12 protein-coding genes are annotated in these 18,889 nt (G+C 57.1%); all 12 read left to right on the top strand.

Annotation, left to right across the window (positions count from 1 at the left end; translation table 11 throughout):
- Positions 1-539 precede the first annotated feature (539 nt).
- The 12 genes from rppH (at position 540) to recD (ending at position 18,881) form a co-directional block, all read left to right on the top strand.
- Positions 540-1,070 (top strand): RNA pyrophosphohydrolase, encoded by a 531-nt coding sequence (rppH, locus tag BMW97_RS10690; protein WP_013098553.1) that lies wholly within the window; start codon positions 540-542, stop codon positions 1,068-1,070.
- 12 nt (positions 1,071-1,082) lie between these two features.
- Positions 1,083-3,329 (top strand): phosphoenolpyruvate--protein phosphotransferase, encoded by a 2,247-nt coding sequence (gene ptsP / locus BMW97_RS10685; protein WP_032643187.1) that lies wholly within the window; start codon positions 1,083-1,085, stop codon positions 3,327-3,329.
- Positions 3,330-3,533: 204 nt separating this feature from the next.
- A complete protein-coding gene (lgt, locus tag BMW97_RS10680) occupies positions 3,534-4,409 on the top strand; it encodes a prolipoprotein diacylglyceryl transferase (protein ID WP_045909889.1) in 876 nt (291 codons plus the stop codon).
- Positions 4,410-4,415: 6 nt separating this feature from the next.
- Entirely contained in the window at positions 4,416-5,210 is a 795-nt protein-coding gene (gene thyA, locus BMW97_RS10675) for a thymidylate synthase (RefSeq protein WP_014885081.1), read from the top strand.
- A gap of 184 nt (positions 5,211-5,394) precedes the next feature.
- On the top strand, positions 5,395-5,856 hold the full coding sequence (locus BMW97_RS10670) for a prepilin peptidase-dependent protein (RefSeq protein WP_045910148.1): 462 nt from the start codon (positions 5,395-5,397) through the stop codon (positions 5,854-5,856).
- Positions 5,850-6,410, top strand: a complete 561-nt coding sequence (locus BMW97_RS10665) for a prepilin peptidase-dependent protein (protein ID WP_045909888.1) — start codon at positions 5,850-5,852, stop codon at positions 6,408-6,410. Before BMW97_RS10670 ends, BMW97_RS10665 begins: the two co-directional genes overlap by 7 nt.
- Positions 6,407-6,808, top strand: a complete 402-nt coding sequence (locus BMW97_RS10660; protein WP_045909887.1) for a DUF2509 family protein — start codon at positions 6,407-6,409, stop codon at positions 6,806-6,808. Before BMW97_RS10665 ends, BMW97_RS10660 begins: the two co-directional genes overlap by 4 nt.
- Positions 6,793-7,116 carry a prepilin-type N-terminal cleavage/methylation domain-containing protein gene (locus BMW97_RS10655; RefSeq protein ID WP_045909886.1) on the top strand — a complete coding sequence of 108 codons (324 nt, stop codon included), beginning with the start codon at positions 6,793-6,795 and terminating at the stop codon, positions 7,114-7,116. The genes BMW97_RS10660 and BMW97_RS10655 overlap by 16 nt, the downstream gene beginning before the upstream one ends.
- 12 nt (positions 7,117-7,128) lie before the next feature.
- Complete coding sequence (gene recC / locus BMW97_RS10650) at positions 7,129-10,503, top strand: exodeoxyribonuclease V subunit gamma (RefSeq protein WP_090392713.1); 3,375 nt, start codon at positions 7,129-7,131, stop codon at positions 10,501-10,503.
- Positions 10,504-10,642: 139 nt separating this feature from the next.
- The gene (ptrA, locus tag BMW97_RS10645) at positions 10,643-13,525 is read left to right on the top strand and encodes a pitrilysin (protein ID WP_045909884.1); all 2,883 of its coding nucleotides are present in this window, start codon (positions 10,643-10,645) and stop codon (positions 13,523-13,525) included.
- Entirely contained in the window at positions 13,522-17,064 is a 3,543-nt protein-coding gene (recB, locus tag BMW97_RS10640; protein WP_045909883.1) for an exodeoxyribonuclease V subunit beta, read from the top strand. The genes ptrA and recB overlap by 4 nt, the downstream gene beginning before the upstream one ends.
- The gene (recD, locus tag BMW97_RS10635; protein ID WP_045909882.1) at positions 17,061-18,881 is read left to right on the top strand and encodes an exodeoxyribonuclease V subunit alpha; all 1,821 of its coding nucleotides are present in this window, start codon (positions 17,061-17,063) and stop codon (positions 18,879-18,881) included. Before recB ends, recD begins: the two co-directional genes overlap by 4 nt.
- Positions 18,882-18,889 lie beyond the last annotated feature (8 nt).

Below are 18,889 nucleotides of genomic sequence, written 5' to 3'. Positions count from 1 at the left end.
TTGTTCAAATCTGGTCACTGACAATGAACAGGATCTTACACCATGTTATCCACAGAAAAATGGGATAACTGGGCATAACCCTGACTACTGTTTCCATTTACAGCCTTGACGTGCGATGAAAATCGAATTTTCACACAAATTGTGACTAACTTATTGGCACAATCTGTGGATAAAACCGACGCTGTTCGATCTTTCATCAGCACGACGATCCCTGGTGTGACGATCGTCACGCTATTCAGTTTTTTGTTTACGTAAATGCATCTAACTCTATGAATATAATCATTTTAATGAATGCGAGCAAAAGAGGGTGTGCGGCGGTTGTTGAGGTTGTTCATCGGTAATCAGACACTTCTTCACAACTATATCCACAGAAAAGGTGAATAAAATTCCCTTCGCTGTCGCTCATCTGTTTATAACTCAGCACTTATTTGTGAGTTATTCAATTGTTATTAGGTTGCAGGCCTGTAAGAGAGTGGTTTACCGCCTCCCTGTAGTGTGAAACAATCATTCATATATAAGGTTTAGTTTGGGGTAGTCCGGTGATTGATGACGATGGCTACCGCCCGAACGTAGGAATAGTAATTTGTAATCGTCAGGGCCAGGTGATGTGGGCCCGTCGATATGGTCAACACTCCTGGCAGTTCCCGCAAGGCGGGATCAATCCGGGAGAGTCCCCAGAACAAGCGATGTACCGGGAGCTTTTTGAAGAGGTCGGTTTGAGCCGAAAAGATGTTCGCATCCTGGCTTCGACCCGCAACTGGTTGCGTTACAAGTTACCGAAACGTTTGGTGCGTTGGGACACAAAGCCGGTTTGTATCGGCCAGAAACAGAAGTGGTTTCTGTTGCAGTTGGTGGGCAACGATTCAGACATCAATATGCAAACCAGCAGTACGCCGGAGTTTGATGGCTGGCGCTGGGTGAGCTATTGGTATCCTGTTCGTCAGGTCGTGTCATTTAAGCGCGATGTTTACCGTAGGGTGATGAAAGAGTTTGCAAGTGTGGTGATGCAGCTTCAGGAGATCCCGCCTAAGCCGCAGAGCGCACCTGCCTGGCGACGTAAAAGAGGTTAAGCTACGCAAATCATGCTCACCCGCTTGCGAGAAATAGTCGAGAAGGTGGCCAGCGCGCCGCGTCTGAACGAGGCGTTGAATATTCTGGTCACCGACATCTGTCTTGCGATGGAGACCGAGGTCTGTTCGGTGTATCTGGCCGACCACGATCGGCGCTGCTATTACCTGATGGCGACCCGTGGTTTGAAAAAACCACGTGGACGCACCGTTACGCTCGCATTTGATGAAGGTATCGTGGGTCTGGTTGGGCGACTGGCTGAACCCATTAACCTTGCTGACGCGCAAAAACACCCCAGCTTTAAATACATCCCCTCCGTAAAAGAAGAGCGCTTCCGCGCTTTCCTTGGCGTGCCGATTATCCAGCGTCGCCAGTTGCTCGGCGTGCTGGTTGTCCAGCAGCGTGAGCTACGTCAGTACGACGAAAGCGAGGAGTCTTTCCTCGTCACGCTGGCCACGCAGATGGCGGCGATCCTCTCTCAGTCTCAGCTTGCCGCGCTCTTTGGTCAGTATCGCCATACGCGCATTCGTGCCCTTCCGGCATCGCCAGGTGTGGCGATCGCTGAAGGCTGGATGGACGCCACGCTGCCGTTAATGGAGCAGGTTTACGAAGCCTCAACGCTTGATGAAGCGCTTGAGCGCGAGCGTCTCACCGCCGCGCTGGAAGAGGCGGCGAATGAATTTCGTCGTTACAGCAAGCGTTTTGCCGCAGGCGCGCAAAAAGAGACGGCGGCCATCTTCGACCTCTATTCGCACCTGCTTTCCGATGCGCGTCTGCGTCGTGAGCTTTTTGCGGAAGTGGATAAAGGCTCGGTCGCAGAGTGGGCGGTTAAGAAGGTCATCGAAAAATTTGCCGACCAGTTTGCGGCGCTGACCGACGGTTACCTGAAAGAGCGGGCAGGGGATCTGCGCGCTCTGGGGCAGCGCCTGCTGTTCCATCTTGATGACACCATTCAGGGCCCGAATGCCTGGCCAAAACGGTTTGTTCTGGTCGCCGACGAACTTTCGGCAACGACGCTGGCTGAACTGCCGCAGGACAGGCTGGCCGGTGTGGTGGTGCGCGATGGTGCCGCCAACTCACACGCCGCTATTATGGTGCGCGCGCTGGGCATCCCTACCGTTATGGGGGCGGACATTCAGCCGTCGGTGCTGCACCGACGTACGCTGGTGGTCGACGGCTATCGCGGTGAGCTGCTGGTCGATCCTGAGCCGGTTCTGCTCCAGGAATACCAGCGTCTTATCAGCGAAGAGAATGAATTAAGCAAGCTGGCGGAAGATGACGTTAACCTGCCCGCCCAGCTTAAGAGCGGTGAGCGGATCAAAGTCATGCTCAACGCCGGTTTAAGCCCCGAGCACGAAGAGAAGCTGGGCAGCCGCATCGACGGGATTGGCCTGTACCGTACTGAAATCCCGTTCATGCTGCAGAGCGGTTTCCCCTCTGAAGAGGAGCAGGTGGCGCAGTATCAGGGCATGCTGCAGATGTTTAACGACAAACCAGTCACCCTGCGAACCCTGGACGTCGGGGCGGATAAACAGCTGCCCTATATGCCGATCAGCGAAGAAAACCCGTGCCTGGGCTGGCGTGGGATCCGCATTACGCTCGATCAGCCGGAGATCTTCCTGATCCAGGTGCGCGCGATGCTGCGCGCTAACGCGGCGACGGGCAATCTCAGCATCCTGCTGCCGATGGTCACCAGCATCGATGAGATCGACGAGTCCCGGCGACTGATCGAACGTGCTGGCCGTGAAGTGGAAGAGATGATCGGCTATGCGATCCCAAAACCGCGGATTGGGGTCATGCTGGAAGTGCCTTCGATGGTCTTTATGCTGCCGCAGCTGGCAAACCGCGTTGATTTTATCTCTGTCGGCACCAACGACCTGACGCAATATATTCTGGCCGTCGACCGTAACAATACCCGCGTCGCCAGTATCTACGATAGCCTGCATCCGGCGATTATTCGCGCCTTAGCGATGATTGCCCGAGAAGCGGAGCAGTACGGCATTGATTTACGCCTGTGTGGTGAAATGGCCGGGGATTCCATGTGCGTTGCGATCCTGATTGGTCTGGGATACCGCCATCTGTCGATGAACGGTCGCGCTGTTGCTCGCGTGAAATACCTGTTGCGGCATATCGACATCGATGATGCCCGCGAGCTGGCAGAACGCAGCCTTGAGGCGCAGCTGGCAGCGGAGGTCCGTCATCAGGTCGCGGCGTTTATGGAACGACGCGGTATGGGCGGTCTGATCCGCGGCGGCCGCTAAAGCCTTTCTCCCTCTCCCACAGGGAGAGGGGCGAGGTGAGGGCACCAGCGTACATAAAACCCTATACACATCTTTTACATCTCTGGCGCATCCTCCGGGCCCGCCTTGTGCTATGATTCGCAACTTTGGAGCCTCTGCTTACGGCAGAATCGCATTTCTACCGCTGTCCACTTTCAGCGGAATAACAACATCTTGTGGTGACAGATGAACAGTGGTTATCTGCATTTTCCGGAGTTTGATCCGGTCATTTTCTCAGTAGGACCTGTTTCGCTTCACTGGTACGGTCTGATGTACCTGGTGGGCTTCATTTTTGCCATGTGGCTCGCGGGTCGTCGCGCCAGCCGTCCTGGCAGCGGCTGGACCAAAAACGAAGTTGAAAGCCTGCTGTATGCGGGCTTCCTCGGCGTGTTCCTCGGTGGCCGTATTGGGTACGTATTGTTCTATAACTTCCCGGTATTCCTGAACGATCCGCTCTATCTGTTCCGCGTCTGGGACGGCGGCATGTCCTTCCACGGCGGCCTGATTGGGGTGATCCTGGTGATGGTGATTTTTGCCAAACGCACCAAACGCAACTTCTTCCAGGTGTCCGATTTTATCGCGCCGCTAATCCCGTTTGGTCTCGGGGCGGGCCGTCTGGGCAACTTCATCAACGGTGAGCTGTGGGGCCGCGTCGACCCGAGCGTTTCCTTTACTATGCTGTTCCCGGGCTCGCGCGCGGAAGACATGGCGCTGCTGCCGTCGCATCCTGAGTGGCAGTCCATTTTCGATACCTACGGCGTGCTGCCGCGCCATATGTCTCAGCTGTACGAGCTGGCGCTGGAAGGCGTGGTGCTGTTTATCATCCTCAACCTGTTTATCCGCAAACCGCGCCCGATGGGGGCTGTCTCCGGCCTGTTCCTGATTGGCTACGGTGCATTCCGCATCATCGTCGAATTCTTCCGCCAGCCGGACGCACAGTTTACCGGCGAGTGGGTACAGTACATCAGCATGGGGCAGATCCTCTCCATTCCGATGATTGTCGCGGGTGCCATTATGATGATTTGGGCGTATCGTCGTCGTCCACAGCAACAGATTTCCTGAGGAACCATGAAACAGTATCTTGAACTGATGAAAAAAGTGCTCGATGAGGGCACGCCGAAAAACGACCGCACCGGTACCGGTACGCTCTCCATTTTTGGCCACCAGATGCGCTTCAATCTGCAGGAAGGCTTCCCGCTGGTGACGACAAAGCGCTGCCATCTGCGCTCGATCATTCATGAACTGCTCTGGTTCCTGCAAGGCGATACTAACGTTGCGTATCTGCACGAAAATAACGTCTCAATCTGGGACGAATGGGCAGATGAAAACGGCAATCTGGGCCCGGTTTACGGCAAGCAGTGGCGCGCATGGCCCACGCCTGATGGCCGCCATATTGACCAGATCACCACCGTGATGAACCAGCTGAAAAACGATCCGGACTCGCGCCGCATCATCGTTTCCGCCTGGAACGTCGGCGAGCTGGATAAAATGGCGCTGGCACCGTGCCACGCGTTCTTCCAGTTCTATGTGGCGGATGGAAAGCTCTCCTGCCAGCTCTATCAGCGCTCCTGTGACGTGTTCCTCGGCCTGCCGTTTAACATTGCCAGCTATGCGCTGTTAGTTCACATGATGGCGCAGCAGTGTGACCTGGAAGTGGGCGATTTCGTCTGGACCGGTGGGGATACCCATCTCTACAGCAACCATATGGAACAGACGCATCTCCAGCTGACCCGCGAACCGCGTGCGCTGCCGAAGCTGATTATCAAACGCAAACCGGCATCAATCTTCGATTACCGCTTTGATGATTTCGAGATTGAGGGCTACGATCCGCACCCGGGCATCAAAGCGCCCGTCGCGATCTGATGCGATAAAGCCTGACACAACCGGTGCTGTTTAGCGCCGGTTTTTTTTCGCCTTTCTCCCGTTTCCCGAAGCGCTATCCAGAAAGCCTGCAACGCGCTGCAACTCTCCCACTTCTCCGGATGACGTCTCGTAAAACGAGGATCCGATACTCGTCATGTCCACGGCGCTTCGCCACACTCCCGGTATGAAAAAAGAGAACGGTTTTACGCTTATCGAAACGCTGGTCGCCGTTTCGCTTGTCGTCATCCTTAGCGCCTCGGGCCTGTACGGCTGGGACAGCTGGCAACGGCAACAGCGGTTGTGGCAAACCGCCAGCCAGGTGCGAGATTACCTTCTGTTTCTGCGCAACCATGCCAACCGCCACAACCGCGACCATCAAATTACCCGTCAGCGGACGGGGGACCGGGACTGTCTGGCGAGCTCTGCCGTGCAAGGCTGTGAAAAGGACAGTCCCTTTGTGCTGATTCCACTCTGGCCTGAGGTCACGATCGGCGAGGTCACGCCGTCCCTCGGGTTCTACGGATTACGGGATACGGCATGGGCGGGGCGGATACGCGTTCAAAGCCGTGCTGGAGAATGGTTGATTATGGTCTCAAATGGAGGACGCATCAGGATGTGTCAGGTCTCTGAGGGAGGTTCATGTTGATGAGGCAGCGCGGTTTCTCACTGACAGAAGTGTTGATTGCCACGGCGATGAGCAGCCTTTTGCTGATAAGCGCATCGCGTTTTTTACCCGGGCTACAGCGGGCCGTATTACTGCAATCCGGCCAGCGAGAGCTGGAAGAAGAGGTCTGGCAACACCTGTTCGCCCTCGGCAAACAGCTTCAGCGTGCGGGGTACTGCGCGGGAAATTGCCAGGGACAGGCGCTGGCGATCGGCAGGCAGGGGAGCTGCATCATTGTGCGGTGGGATGCCAACAGTAACGGTCGCTGGGATAGCAGCACATCAGAAAATGATAGCACCGGTTTTCGTCTGGAATCGGGGGCGCTGGAAACCCTGCGTGGCGCGGCGTCGTGTGAAGGAAAAGGGTGGGAAAAGCTCACGGACCCGGACAGGCTTGCGATCGCGCATTTTGTCGTGAGGAAAGTGGAACATGCCGGTTTTGCGCCAGAGGTAAATATCGAACTGGCCGCGAGACGTAAAGGCGATAAAGGGGAACCCTGGCAGGCGTTGTATACGGTCACGGGGTATAACCTGTGAGCCGTCAACGCGGGATGTCTTCGCTGGCGCTGGTTCTGCTTTTACTGGTGCTCGGTACCCTGATCCTGACGGGGCTAAACCAGCAGGTCACAACGTTCAGTGCGCTCGTTGGCGATGAGAGCCGCTCGCTTCAGCAGCAGGCGACGGCGCAGTCCGCGCTTGAGTGGGGACGTGTTCAGCGCTGGGCGCCAGAGCTACAAATCCAGTGCAAAACGACATCGACATGGCGAGTGTGTTTGCGTCAACTGAGTGAGGCGCGTGTACTACTGATAGCTAGCGGCAACGACCTGCTGCTCTGGCGTGCAGGAGAGATCGTCGACGGGAATGTGCGCTTTTCGCCTCACGGCTGGAGCGATTTTTGTCCTCTTAAGGAGAGCGCGTTATGTCAGCTGCCGTGAGCAGAGAAAAAGGGTTTAGCATGGTTGAGGTCCTGCTGGCGATGATGCTGCTGGTGGTGGTCGTGACCGCACTGTCGGGGTATCACCGGGCGCTGGCGGCGCGGTTCACCGCATTTAACCAGTATCGCCAGCTCTGGCACCATGCCTGGAACCAGTCTCAGCTCTCAACAAATGTTCTTCCTGCAGGCTGGCAGGCCCGTCGGGGGCAGACAACGCTCGCAGGATGTGTCAGCATCACGGTTACACTTATTTCTCCTCTGGGGCGGCGTGGTGAGTTAACGCGTCTGCATTGCCCGGTTAGCCAGTAGTCGGGAGCGTCTATGTTAAGAATCTACCACTCAAATCGTCTGGATGTGCTGGAAGCACTGATGGAGTTTATCGTTGAGCGCGAGCGGCTTGACGATCCTTTTGAGCCTGAAATGGTGCTGGTGCAGAGCACCGGTATGGCACAGTGGCTGCAAATGTCGCTTTCCCGCAAGTTTGGTATTGCCGCGAATATTGATTTTCCGCTGCCGGCGAGCTTCATCTGGGAGATGTTTGTCCGCGTGTTGCCGGATATCCCGGAGCAGAGCGCGTTCAACAAGCAGGCCATGAGCTGGAAGCTGATGGCGCTGCTGCCGGAAATGCTGCAGCACGATGAATTTGCCATGCTGCGTCACTACCTCAATGACGATACCGACAAGCGCAAGCTGTTCCAGCTGGCGTCGCGCACCGCCGATCTCTACGACCAATACCTTGTTTATCGCGCTGACTGGTTAATTCGTTGGGAAGCGGGCGAGTTGGTTGAAGGCCTGCCGGAGGCGCAAATATGGCAGGCCCCGCTGTGGAAAGCGCTGGTAGAGCATACGGAGAAACTGGGCCAGCCTAAGTGGCACCGTGCCAATCTCTACGATCGGTTTATCTCGATACTTGAAAATGCGTCGGAGCGCCCGGCCCGACTGCCGTCACGCGTATTTATCTGCGGAATATCCGCATTACCCCCTGTCTATCTGAAAGCGTTAAATGCGCTGGGTAAACATATTGATATCCATATTTTGTTTACCAACCCTTGCCGACAGTACTGGGGGGATATCCTCGACGAACGCTGGCTGGCGCGGCTGGTGGCCCGCCAACGAAAACGCCTTTTTGAAGAACGATCCATCCCGCTGTTTAAAGACGGCTCGACGGCCGGGCAGCTTTTCGATGAAGACGGTATTCAGAACCTGCCCAATCCGCTGCTTGCCTCATGGGGAAAGCTGGGGCGTGACTACATTCACATGCTTTCAGACATCACTTCCTCAGGGGAAGGTGACGTGGATGCCTTTGTTGAGATCGCCCCGGACAGCCTGCTGCATAATATCCAGTTAGATATTCTGGATCTGGAAAACCGTGCCGTCATGGGTGTGACGGCGAACGAGTTCGAACGCAGCGACAATAAGCGAAAACTGGATCCTGACGATCGCAGCGTTACGATCCACGTTTGTCACAGCCCGCAGCGTGAGGTCGAAGTGCTTCACGACCAGCTGCTGGCGATGCTGCAGGAAGATCCCGACCTGACGCCACGCGATATCGTGGTGATGGTGGCGGATATCGACAGCTACAGTCCCTTTATTCAGGCCGTCTTTGGCAGCGCGACGGGCGAGCGATACCTGCCTTACGCGATATCTGACCGTCGTGCCCGCCAGTCGCATCCGGTATTGCAGGCGTTTATCACTCTCCTGTCACTGCCGGATAGCCGGTTTATCTCCGAAGATGTCCTGGCGTTGCTGGATGTTCCCGTGCTGGCCGCACGCTTCAACATCAATGAAGAAGGGCTGCGCTACCTTCGTCAGTGGGTTAACGAGTCTGGCGTACGCTGGGGGATCGATGACGATAACGTTCAGGAATTCGAGCTTCCCCCTACCGGGCAGCACACCTGGCGATTTGGCCTGACGCGTATGCTGTTGGGCTATGCCATGGAAAGCAGCCAGGGCGAGTGGAATGAGGTGCTGCCTTACGATGAGTCCAGCGGGTTAATTGCTGAACTGGTGGGGCATTTAGCATCGCTATTAATGCAGCTTAACCGCTGGCGATATGCGCTGTTGCAGCCGCGTCCACTTGAAGAATGGCTCCCGGTCTGCAGGGCGTTACTCAATGATTTCTTCCTGCCGGACAATGACACCGAAGCGGCGATGGCGCTCATTGAAACCCAGTGGCAGGCTATCATCGACGAAGGTGTGAATTCTCACTACCACGAGGCCATCCCGCTCTCGCTGTTGCGGGATGAGCTGACGCAGCGGCTTGACCAGGAGCGAATTAGCCAGCGTTTCCTGGCGGGGCCTGTCAATATCTGCACCCTGATGCCCATGCGTTCTATCCCGTTTAGGGTGGTCTGCCTGCTTGGCATGAACGACGGTGTGTATCCGCGCGCGCTGCCGCCGCTGGGGTTCGACTTGATGAGCGCAAACCCAAAACGGGGCGATCGTAGCCGCCGTGATGATGACCGCTACCTCTTCCTGGAAGCGCTCATTTCCGCGCAGAGTAAGCTCTATATCAGCTATATCGGTCGTTCCATTCAGGACAACAGCGAGCGTTTCCCCTCCGTACTGGTGCAGGAGCTGGTGGACTATATCGGCCAGAGCCACTACCTACCGGGAGATGAGGAGCGCAACTGTGATGAGAGCGAGCAGAGGGTGAAAGCCCATATCACCTGTTTCCACAGCCGCATGCCGTTTGACCCGGTGAACTATATTGCCAGCGAGCGCCAGAGCTACGCCCTTGAGTGGTTGCCGGCGGCGAAAAAGGAGGGGAATGCGCATACCGATTTCATTCAGGAACTTGACCCGCGCCCTATCGACACTCTGACCTTCGAGCAGCTTCAGCGGTTTTGGGCGCATCCGGTGCGCGCCTTTTTCCAGCAACGACTGCAGGTCAACTTCCGCTCTGAAGAGAGCGAAATTCCTGAGGCAGAGCCGTTTACGCTGGAAGGTCTGGAGCGCTATCAGTTAAATCTGCAGCTGCTGAATGCGCTGGTTGAAGAGGAGGATGCCGACAAACTTTACCGCCGCTACCGTGCTGCAGGGCAACTGCCTTACGGAGCGTTTGGGGAGATCGTCTGGGAGGCGCAGTGTCAGGAGATGACCGCCCTGGCAGAGCGCGTACGAGCGTGCCGACAGCCAGGGAAAAGTATTGAAATCGATCTCAACTGCAACGGGGTACAGCTCACGGGCTGGTTAACCCAGGTTCAGCCGGATGGGCTGCTGCGCTGGCGGCCCTCTATGCTCAGCGTTTCCCAGGGTTTGCAACTCTGGCTCGAACATCTTGTCTACAGTGCGGGTGGGTATAAAGGCGAAAGCCGGATTTTCGTGCGCAAAGAGGGCGAGTGGCGCTTCCCGCCGATGGAAGCCGAGCAGGCGTTAGGGTATCTCTCTTTGTACATTGAGGGCTACCGCCAGGGAATGAACAAACCGCTCCTGTTACTGCCGGAAAGTGGCGGCGCCTGGATAAAAGCCTGTTATGACGCGCAGAATGATGCGATGTTAACGGATGAGGCTTCGCTGCAGAAAGCACGCAGCAAATTTATGCAGGCCTATGAAGGAAACATGATGGTGCGGGGCGAAGGGGATGATGTCTGGTATCAGCGTTTGTGGCGAACGCTCGAGCCAGAATACCTGGAGGCTATCACGGAAGAGGCGCAGCGCTACCTGCTGCCGTTGTTTAAATTTAATCAGTCCTGAGCGCTGTATAAAAATTGCGCAGATAAGGGTGTTCATTTATGATGCATTTCTTATCACGGACTGATGTACCCAAAGAATGAGATGTTGGCGTGTCCAGCACGCAGTTTGTTAATGATGTAGCCGTGATAAAGAGGTCGTAATGCCAGGCAGCACCTTGTTTAAAGCGTTTGTTTTGTTTATTGCCCTTTGGGCGCCCGTCACTCACGCAGACTCCGGTTGGCAACCCGTTCAGGAAACTATCCGTAAGAGCGAAAAGGATACCCGTCAATATCAGGCTATTCGCCTTGATAACGGGATGACCGTGCTGCTGGTTTCCGACCCGCAGGCGGTGAAATCCCTGTCGGCATTAGTGGTGCCGGTTGGGTCGCTGGAAGATCCTAATGCTCATCCTGGGCTTGCGCACTATCTGGAACATATGACGCTGATGGGGTCAAAAAAATACCCGCAGCCAGATAGCCTGTCCGAATTTCTGAAGATGCATGGCGGCAGCCACAATGCCAGTACGGCACCGTACCGCACTGCCTTTTATCTCGAAGTTGAAAATGATGCGCTGGAAGGGGCGGTCGATCGCCTCGCTGATTCCATCGCCGCGCCGTTGCTGGATAAAAAATACGCCGAGCGTGAACGCAATGCGGTGAATGCCGAGCTGACCATGGCCCGCACCCGAGACGGTATGCGCATGGCGCAGGTCAGCGCCGAAACCATCAACCCTGCGCACCCGGGCTCGCGCTTCTCCGGCGGTAACCTGGAAACCTTGAGCGACAAACCGAACAGCCCGGTGCTGGATGCCCTGCACGCGTTTCGCGATAAATACTACTCCGCCAACCTGATGAAAGCGGTCATCTACAGCAATAAACCGTTGCCAGAGCTGGCAGCCATGGCGGCCAAAACCTTTGGCCGGGTGCCGAATAAAAATATCGACCTGCCGCAAATTACCGTTCCGGTGGTCACGGATGCGCAAAAAGGCATCGTGATCCACTACGTTCCTGCCATGCCGCGTAAAGTGCTGCGCGTGGAATTCCGCATTGATAACAATACGGCGCAGTTTCGCAGTAAAACCGATGAGCTGGTCACCTACCTGATCGGTAATCGTAGCCCGGGTACGCTGTCTGACTGGCTGCAAAAGCAGGGGCTGGCGGAAGGCATTCGCGCCGACTCCGATCCGGTTGTGAACGGCAATAGCGGCGTGCTGGCGATCTCCGCGACGCTGACCGACAAAGGACAGGCCAACCGCGATGAAGTTGTGGCGGCTATCTTTAGCTACCTCGCTTTGCTGCGCGAGAAAGGCGTCGATAAACGCTATTTTGATGAACTCGCGCACGTGCTGGATCTCGATTTCCGTTACCCATCCATCACCCGCGACATGGACTATGTGGAGTGGCTGGCGGATACCATGATCCGCGTGCCGGTGGAACATACTCTCGACGCGGTGAATATTGCCGACCGGTACGATGCCGGGGCGGTAAAAGCCCGCCTGGCGATGATGACGCCGGAGAATGCCCGCATCTGGTACATCAGTCCGAACGAACCGCATAACAAGACGGCGTATTTTGTCGATGCCCCTTATCAGGTGGATAAAATCAGCGCTCAGACCTTCGCCGACTGGCAGAAAAAGGCCGGGGAGATTGCGTTGAAGCTGCCGGAGCTGAACCCCTATATTCCGGATGACTTCTCGCTGATCAAAACGACGAAAGATTACCCGCACCCGGAACTCATCATTGATGAGCCCACGCTGCGCGTCGTGTATACCCCAAGCCGCTATTTCGCCAGTGAGCCTAAAGCCGATGTCAGCGTGGTGCTGCGTAACCCGAAAGCCATGAACAGCGCCAAAAATCAGGTGATGTTCGCGCTCAATGACTATCTCGCCGGTATCGCGCTCGATCAGCTCAGCAACCAGGCCGCCGTGGGCGGGATCAGCTTCTCCACCAACGCCAATAACGGTTTGATGCTTAATGCAAACGGCTATACCCAGCGTTTGCCTCAGCTGTTCCAGGCCCTGCTGGAGGGCTACTTCAGCTACACGCCGACGGAAGAGCAGCTTGAGCAGGCTAAATCCTGGTATGCCCAGATGATGGATTCTGCCGAGAAGGGCAAGGCTTACGATCTGGCGCTTATGCCGGCGCAAATGCTGTCGCAGGTTCCTTATTTCCAGCGTGAGGATCGCCGCGCGCTGCTGCCTTCCATCTCCTTAAAAGACGTGCTCGCGTACCGCGATGCGCTGAAAAGCAACACGCGTCCGGAGTTCCTGATCGTCGGCAACATGAGTGAGGAGCAGGCCAAAACCCTGGCGGAGAATGTTCGCACCCAGCTCGGCTCTAAAGGCGACGAGTGGTGCCGCAACCAGGACGTGCTGGTTGAGAAAAAACAGAATGTGATTTTTGAAAAGGCGGGCAACAGCACGGATTCCGCGCTGGCCGCGGTCTTTGTGCCAACGGGCTATGATGAATTCGCCAGTTCAGCGCAGAGCGCCGTGCTGGGACAGATTATTCAGCCTTGGTTCTATAACCAGTTACGCACAGAGGAGCAGCTTGGCTACGCGGTGTTTGCCTTCTCCATGAACGTCGGTCGTCAGTGGGGGCTGGGTTTCCTGCTGCAAAGCAGCGATAAACAACCGGCGTATCTCTGGCAGCGTTACCAGGCCTTCTTCCCGCAGGTGGAAGCAAAACTGCGCGCCATGAAGCCGGAAGAGTTTGCACAGATCCAGCAGGCCGTCATCGCGCAGGTGATGCAGCCGCCGCAGACGTTGGGTGAAGAAGCCTCGCAGCTGAGCAAAGATTTCGATCGCGGTAATCTGAAATTTGATTCGCGTGATAAAGTAGTGGCCGAGATAAAACAGCTGACGCCGCAGAAGGTTGCCGACTTCTTCCATCAGGCGGTCATTAAGCCGCAGGGAATAACCATCCTGTCTCAGGTTTCCGGTAGCCAGAACGGGAAAACGGAGTACGTAAACCCGAAAGGCTGGAAAGTCTGGAAGAGCGTCAGCGCGCTGCAGCAATCTATGCCCTGGAGTAAGAAAGAATGACCGATACCGCTGAGTCCCTTGATCCCTTACGTTTACCTCTGCAGGGTGAACGATTGATTGAAGCCTCAGCGGGAACGGGAAAAACCTTCACCATCGCCGCCCTCTATCTGCGCCTGCTGTTAGGGCTTGGCGGCAACGCTGCTTTTCCACGTCCTTTGAGCGTGGAAGAGCTGCTGGTGGTCACCTTCACCGAGGCCGCTACCGCGGAGCTGCGGGGCCGTATTCGTACCAATATCCACGAGCTGCGCATCGCCTGTCTGCGTCAGAGCACGGATAACCCCCTCTACGCCAGCCTTCTGGAAGAGATTGCCGATAAGCAGCAGGCCGCCCAGTGGCTGCTGCTCGCTGAACGGCAGATGGATGAAGCGTCCGTCTTTACCATTCACGGTTTTTGCCAGCGTATGCTGAGCCTGAATGCATTCGAGTCCGGTATGCTGTTCGAACAGCAGCTCATTGAAGATGAATCCGTGCTTCGCTATCAGGCCTGCGCGGATTTCTGGCGTCGCCACTGCTACCCCTTACAGCGTGATATTGCCGAAGCGGTGCATGCGCTCTGGAAAGGCCCGGAAGCGCTGCTGCGCGCGATCGATCGTTATCTGCAGGGGGAAGCGCCGGTCATTAAATCCCCACCGCCGGCAGATGAAACCCTGGCCTCACGGCATGAAAAAATCATCGCGAAAATTGCGGATATCAAGCAAAAATGGATGGAGTCAGTCGGCGAGATTGACGCCATTATCGAAAATTCCGGGATTGACCGTCGCAAGTTCAACCGTGGCAATCAGGCAAAATGGCTCGACAAGGTCAGCGCCTGGGCGCAGGAAGAGACGCGAGGCTACCAGCTCCCGGATGCGCTGGAGAAATTCTCCCAACGTTTTCTGGCTGAGCGGACCAAAGCCGACGGCATTGTGCCTGAGCATCCCCTGTTTGTGGCGATTGAAACCCTGCTGGCGGAGCCCCTCACGCTCAACGATCTGATGATCACCCGCGCCATGACCGAAATTCGTGAAGCCGTGGCGCGCGAGAAACGCCGCCGGGGTGAACTGGGTTTCGACGATATGCTGAGCCGCCTGGATGCGGCGCTGTGCAGTGAAAATGGTGAAGCGCTTGCCGCCGCGATTCGCACCCGCTTCCCGGTCGCGATGATTGACGAATTTCAGGACACCGACCCTCAGCAGTACCGCATTTTCCGCCGTATCTGGCGCCAGCAGCCTGACACCGCGCTGCTGTTAATCGGCGATCCGAAACAGGCCATCTACGCCTTCCGCGGCGCGGATATTTTCACCTACATGAAAGCCCGCAGCGAGGTTGACGCGCATTACACGCTCGATACTAACTGGCGCTCCTCTCCCGGCATGGTGGAAAGCGTCAACGCGCTGTTTAGCCGTATGGATACGGCGTTTATGTTCCGGGAGATCCCGTTTCAGCCGGTAAAATTTGCCCCGAAAAATGCCTCTCTGCGCTTCGAGTTTAACGGCGTGACGCAGCCTGCCATGAACTTCTGGCTGCTGGATGGGGAAGGCTGCGGCGTTGCCGACTATCAAAATGCCATGGCCCAGCACTGTGCCGCGCAAATCCGTGACTGGCTCAGTGCCGGGGCGCGGGGCGAGGCGCTGCTGTGGAAGGGGGATAACCCCGCCCCGGTAAAGGCATCGGATATTACGGTGCTGGTGCGCAGCCGTCAGGAGGCCTCATTCATCCGCGACGCCCTGACGTTACTGAATATCCCCTCCGTCTACCTCTCGAACCGTGACAGCGTCTTTGAAACGCTTGAGGCGCAGGAGATGTTATGGCTGCTCCAGGCCGTACTGGCCCCGGAGCGGGAAAGTACATTGCGCAGCGCATTAGCCAGTGCGATGCTCGGACTGAACGCGCGCGATATTGATACCCTCAACAATGACGAAGCCGCGTGGGATGCCGTGGTAGAGGAGTTTGTGCGCTATCGCGAAAAATGGCAGAAGCGCGGCGTGATGGCGATGGTGCGCGAGCTCATGGCTCAGCGCCACATTGCGGAGAATATGCTGGCTACCGCAGGTGGCGAGCGGCGTTTGACCGATATTTTACACATCAGCGAACTCTTGCAGGAAGCGGGTACGCAGCTGGAGAGCGAGCACGCCCTGGTGCGCTGGCTGGCGCAGCAGATTGCCGATCCGAACAGCAATTCCTCCAGCCAGCAGATGCGCCTCGAGAGTGATAAACATCTGGTGCAGATCGTCACCATCCACAAGTCGAAAGGCCTGGAATATCCGCTGGTCTGGCTGCCGTTTATCGCCAATTACCGCGTGCAGGATCAGGCTTTTTACCACGATCGCGAGTCTTTTGAGGCGGTGCTCGATCTCAGCAACGCGGAGTCCAGCGTTGAGCTGGCAGAGGCCGAACGTCTGGCGGAAGATTTACGCCTGCTCTACGTGGCGCTAACCCGCTCGGTCTGGCACTGCAGCCTGGGTGTTGCGCCGCTGTTCCGGCGTCGGGGCGAAAAGAGCGGGGAGAGCGATTTTCATCTGAGCGCGCTGGGGCGGCTTATTCAGCAGGGTGAACCCAAAGACGCGGTAGGCCTGCGTCAGTGCATCGAATCCCTTTGCTCTGAGCATGTTGCCCTGCATATTCCTTCGCTGCCCGACAACAGCCGCTGGCACATGCCGGAGCCGCACGAGTCAGATCTCCATGCCCGTCGGGTGGTACGCACGATTGCCGACGACTGGCGCGTGACCAGCTACTCCGGCTTACAACAGCACGGGCAGAGTATTGCGCAGGATCTGATGCCAAAACTGGACGTGGATGCCGCAGGCGCCGGTAGCGTACCCGTTGAGCCGGTGCTGACGCCGCACCAGTTCCCGCGCGGCGCCTCGCCGGGGACGTTTTTGCACAGCCTGTTTGAAGAACTGGATTTTACCCAGCCGGTTTCCGAAGAGTGGGTGCTAAAGATGTTACAGAGCGGTGGTTACGACGCGCAATGGCAGCCGGTTCTCACAGACTGGATCCGCGCGGTTCTGCATGCTCCGCTCACCGCGCAGGGGATCTCGCTTAGCCAGTTGACCGCCAAAGATAAGCAGGTGGAGATGGAGTTTTACCTCCCCATCGCCGGCCCGCTCAGGGCCGAGGCGCTTGATGCGCTGATCCGCGAGTACGATCCGTTATCCGCCGGATGCCCGCCGCTGAACTTCCGCCAGGTGCAGGGGATGCTAAAAGGCTTTATCGACCTCGTTTTCCGCCACGAAGGGCTCTACTACCTGCTGGATTACAAATCGAACTGGCTGGGCGAAAACAGCGAAGCCTATACCCAACAGGCGATGGCGTCGGCTATGCAACTGCATCGCTACGATCTGCAGTACCAGCTTTATAGCCTGGCGCTGCACCGTTACCTGCGCCATCGTATTGCCGATTACCGTTACGACGCGCATTTTGGCGGCGTGATTTACCTGTTCCTGCGCGGCGTGGATGCCAACGACCCGCGTTCCGGCGTCTTTAGCACGCGTCCGTCTGTGGAACTGATTGAAAAAATGGATAACCTGTTTGCTGCAGGCACGGAGGAGGTGGCATGACGATGCAGGCGCTACTGCTGGACGCGGTTGAACAACGATTACTGCGCCACCTGGATGTGCAGTTTGCCATGATGGTGGCAGGCGAGGAGCCTGCCGTCATGCTTGCCGCCGCCATTCTGAGCAAAGACGCGGGGGAGGGGCACGTATGTCTGCCGCTGTCGCGTCTGGCGGTGGATGAGAAAATGTCTCCGGCTTTACAGGCGTGTTTCGCGCTGCTGGGTGACGCCGTGGACTGGCAGGCGATACTACGCCGTTCGCCTGCCGTGAGCGGAGCCGATACCGGGACGCCAATGATTCTGGTCGGCGAGCGTTTGTATCTTAACCGGCTGTGGCGTAACGAACTGACGGTGGCGCGCTTCTTCAGCGAGACCAACGCCCCGCTTCCCTGCGATGAAACGCGCCTCCGGCAAACGCTGGATGCGCTGTTTTCCTCTGACGAGGCGACAGACTGGCAGAAAGTGGCGGCTGCCGTGGCCTTAACGCGACGGATCTCGGTGATTTCTGGCGGTCCGGGCACCGGGAAAACGACCACCGTGGCAAAACTGCTTGCCGCGCTGATTCAGCTCTCGGGCGAGCAAAAGTGCCGTATTCGCCTGGCGGCCCCCACCGGTAAAGCGGCGGCGCGTCTGACAGAATCGTTAGGCGGCGCGCTGCAAAAGCTGCCGCTTACCCGGGAGCAGCTTGCGCTTTTCCCCAACGAAGCCAGCACGCTACACCGTTTGCTTGGCGCTCAGCCAGGTAGCCAGCGTCTGCGCTACCATGCCGGTAATCCGCTGCACCTTGACGTGCTGGTGGTGGATGAAGCGTCGATGATTGACCTGACGATGATGTCGCGTTTGATTGATGCGCTACCGCCGCACGCGCGCGTCATTTTTCTCGGCGATCGTGACCAGCTTGCCTCCGTGGAGGCGGGGGCCGTACTGGGCGATATCTGCACCTATGCCAGCCTGGGGTATACCGCTGAACGCGCCCAGGAGCTCGCCCGTCTCACCGGATGTACGCTCACCTCTGAAAGCCACTCGCTTGCAGGCGCGCTGCGCGACAGCCTGTGTCTGCTGCAGAAAAGCTACCGTTTCGGCAGCGATTCCGGTATCGGCCAGCTTGCGGCGGCCGTAAACCGGGGAGACAGGCACGCCACCTCCGCGGTGTTTGCCGGAACCTTTACGGATATTGAGAAAAAATCGTTGCAGACCGGGGAAGAGTATCAGGCGATGCTGGATGATGCCCTGCAGGGTTACCAGCACTTTCTGACGGGGGTACAACAGCAGCGTCCGCCGGAGCAGGTCATTGCCGCGTTTGGTGAATATCAGCTGCTCTGTGCGCTAAGGGAAGGTCCCTTTGGTGTCCGGGGCCTGAACGACAGGCTGGAACAGCTGCTGGTGCAAAAACGCAAAATTAACCGTACCCCGCACTCGCGCTGGTATGAAGGGCGGCCGGTGATGATTTCCCGCAACGACAGCGCGCTGGGGCTCTTTAACGGGGACATCGGGATTGCGCTCGACTGCGGTCAGGGACTGCGCGTCTGGTTCCAGATGCCGGACGGCAGCGTGAAGTCTTTCCAGCCCAGCCGTTTGCCCGAGCATGAAACCGCCTGGGCGATGACGGTGCATAAATCCCAGGGCTCCGAGTTTAACCACGCGGCGCTGGTCCTGCCCACGCAGCTTTCCCCCGTCATCACCCGCGAGCTGATCTATACCGCCATTACGCGCGCGCGTCAGTGCCTGTCGCTGTATACCGATGAACGCGTGCTGGTGCAGGCGATAGCCACCCGCACGGAACGCCGAAGCGGGCTGGGCGCGATATTTGAGTCCCTCTGAACGAACGC

It is taken from the genome of Enterobacter sp. NFIX58 (genome assembly GCF_900110475.1).
Lineage (GTDB): Bacteria > Pseudomonadota > Gammaproteobacteria > Enterobacterales > Enterobacteriaceae > Enterobacter > Enterobacter quasiroggenkampii.
This window is presented reverse-complemented; position numbering and strand designations above follow the sequence as displayed.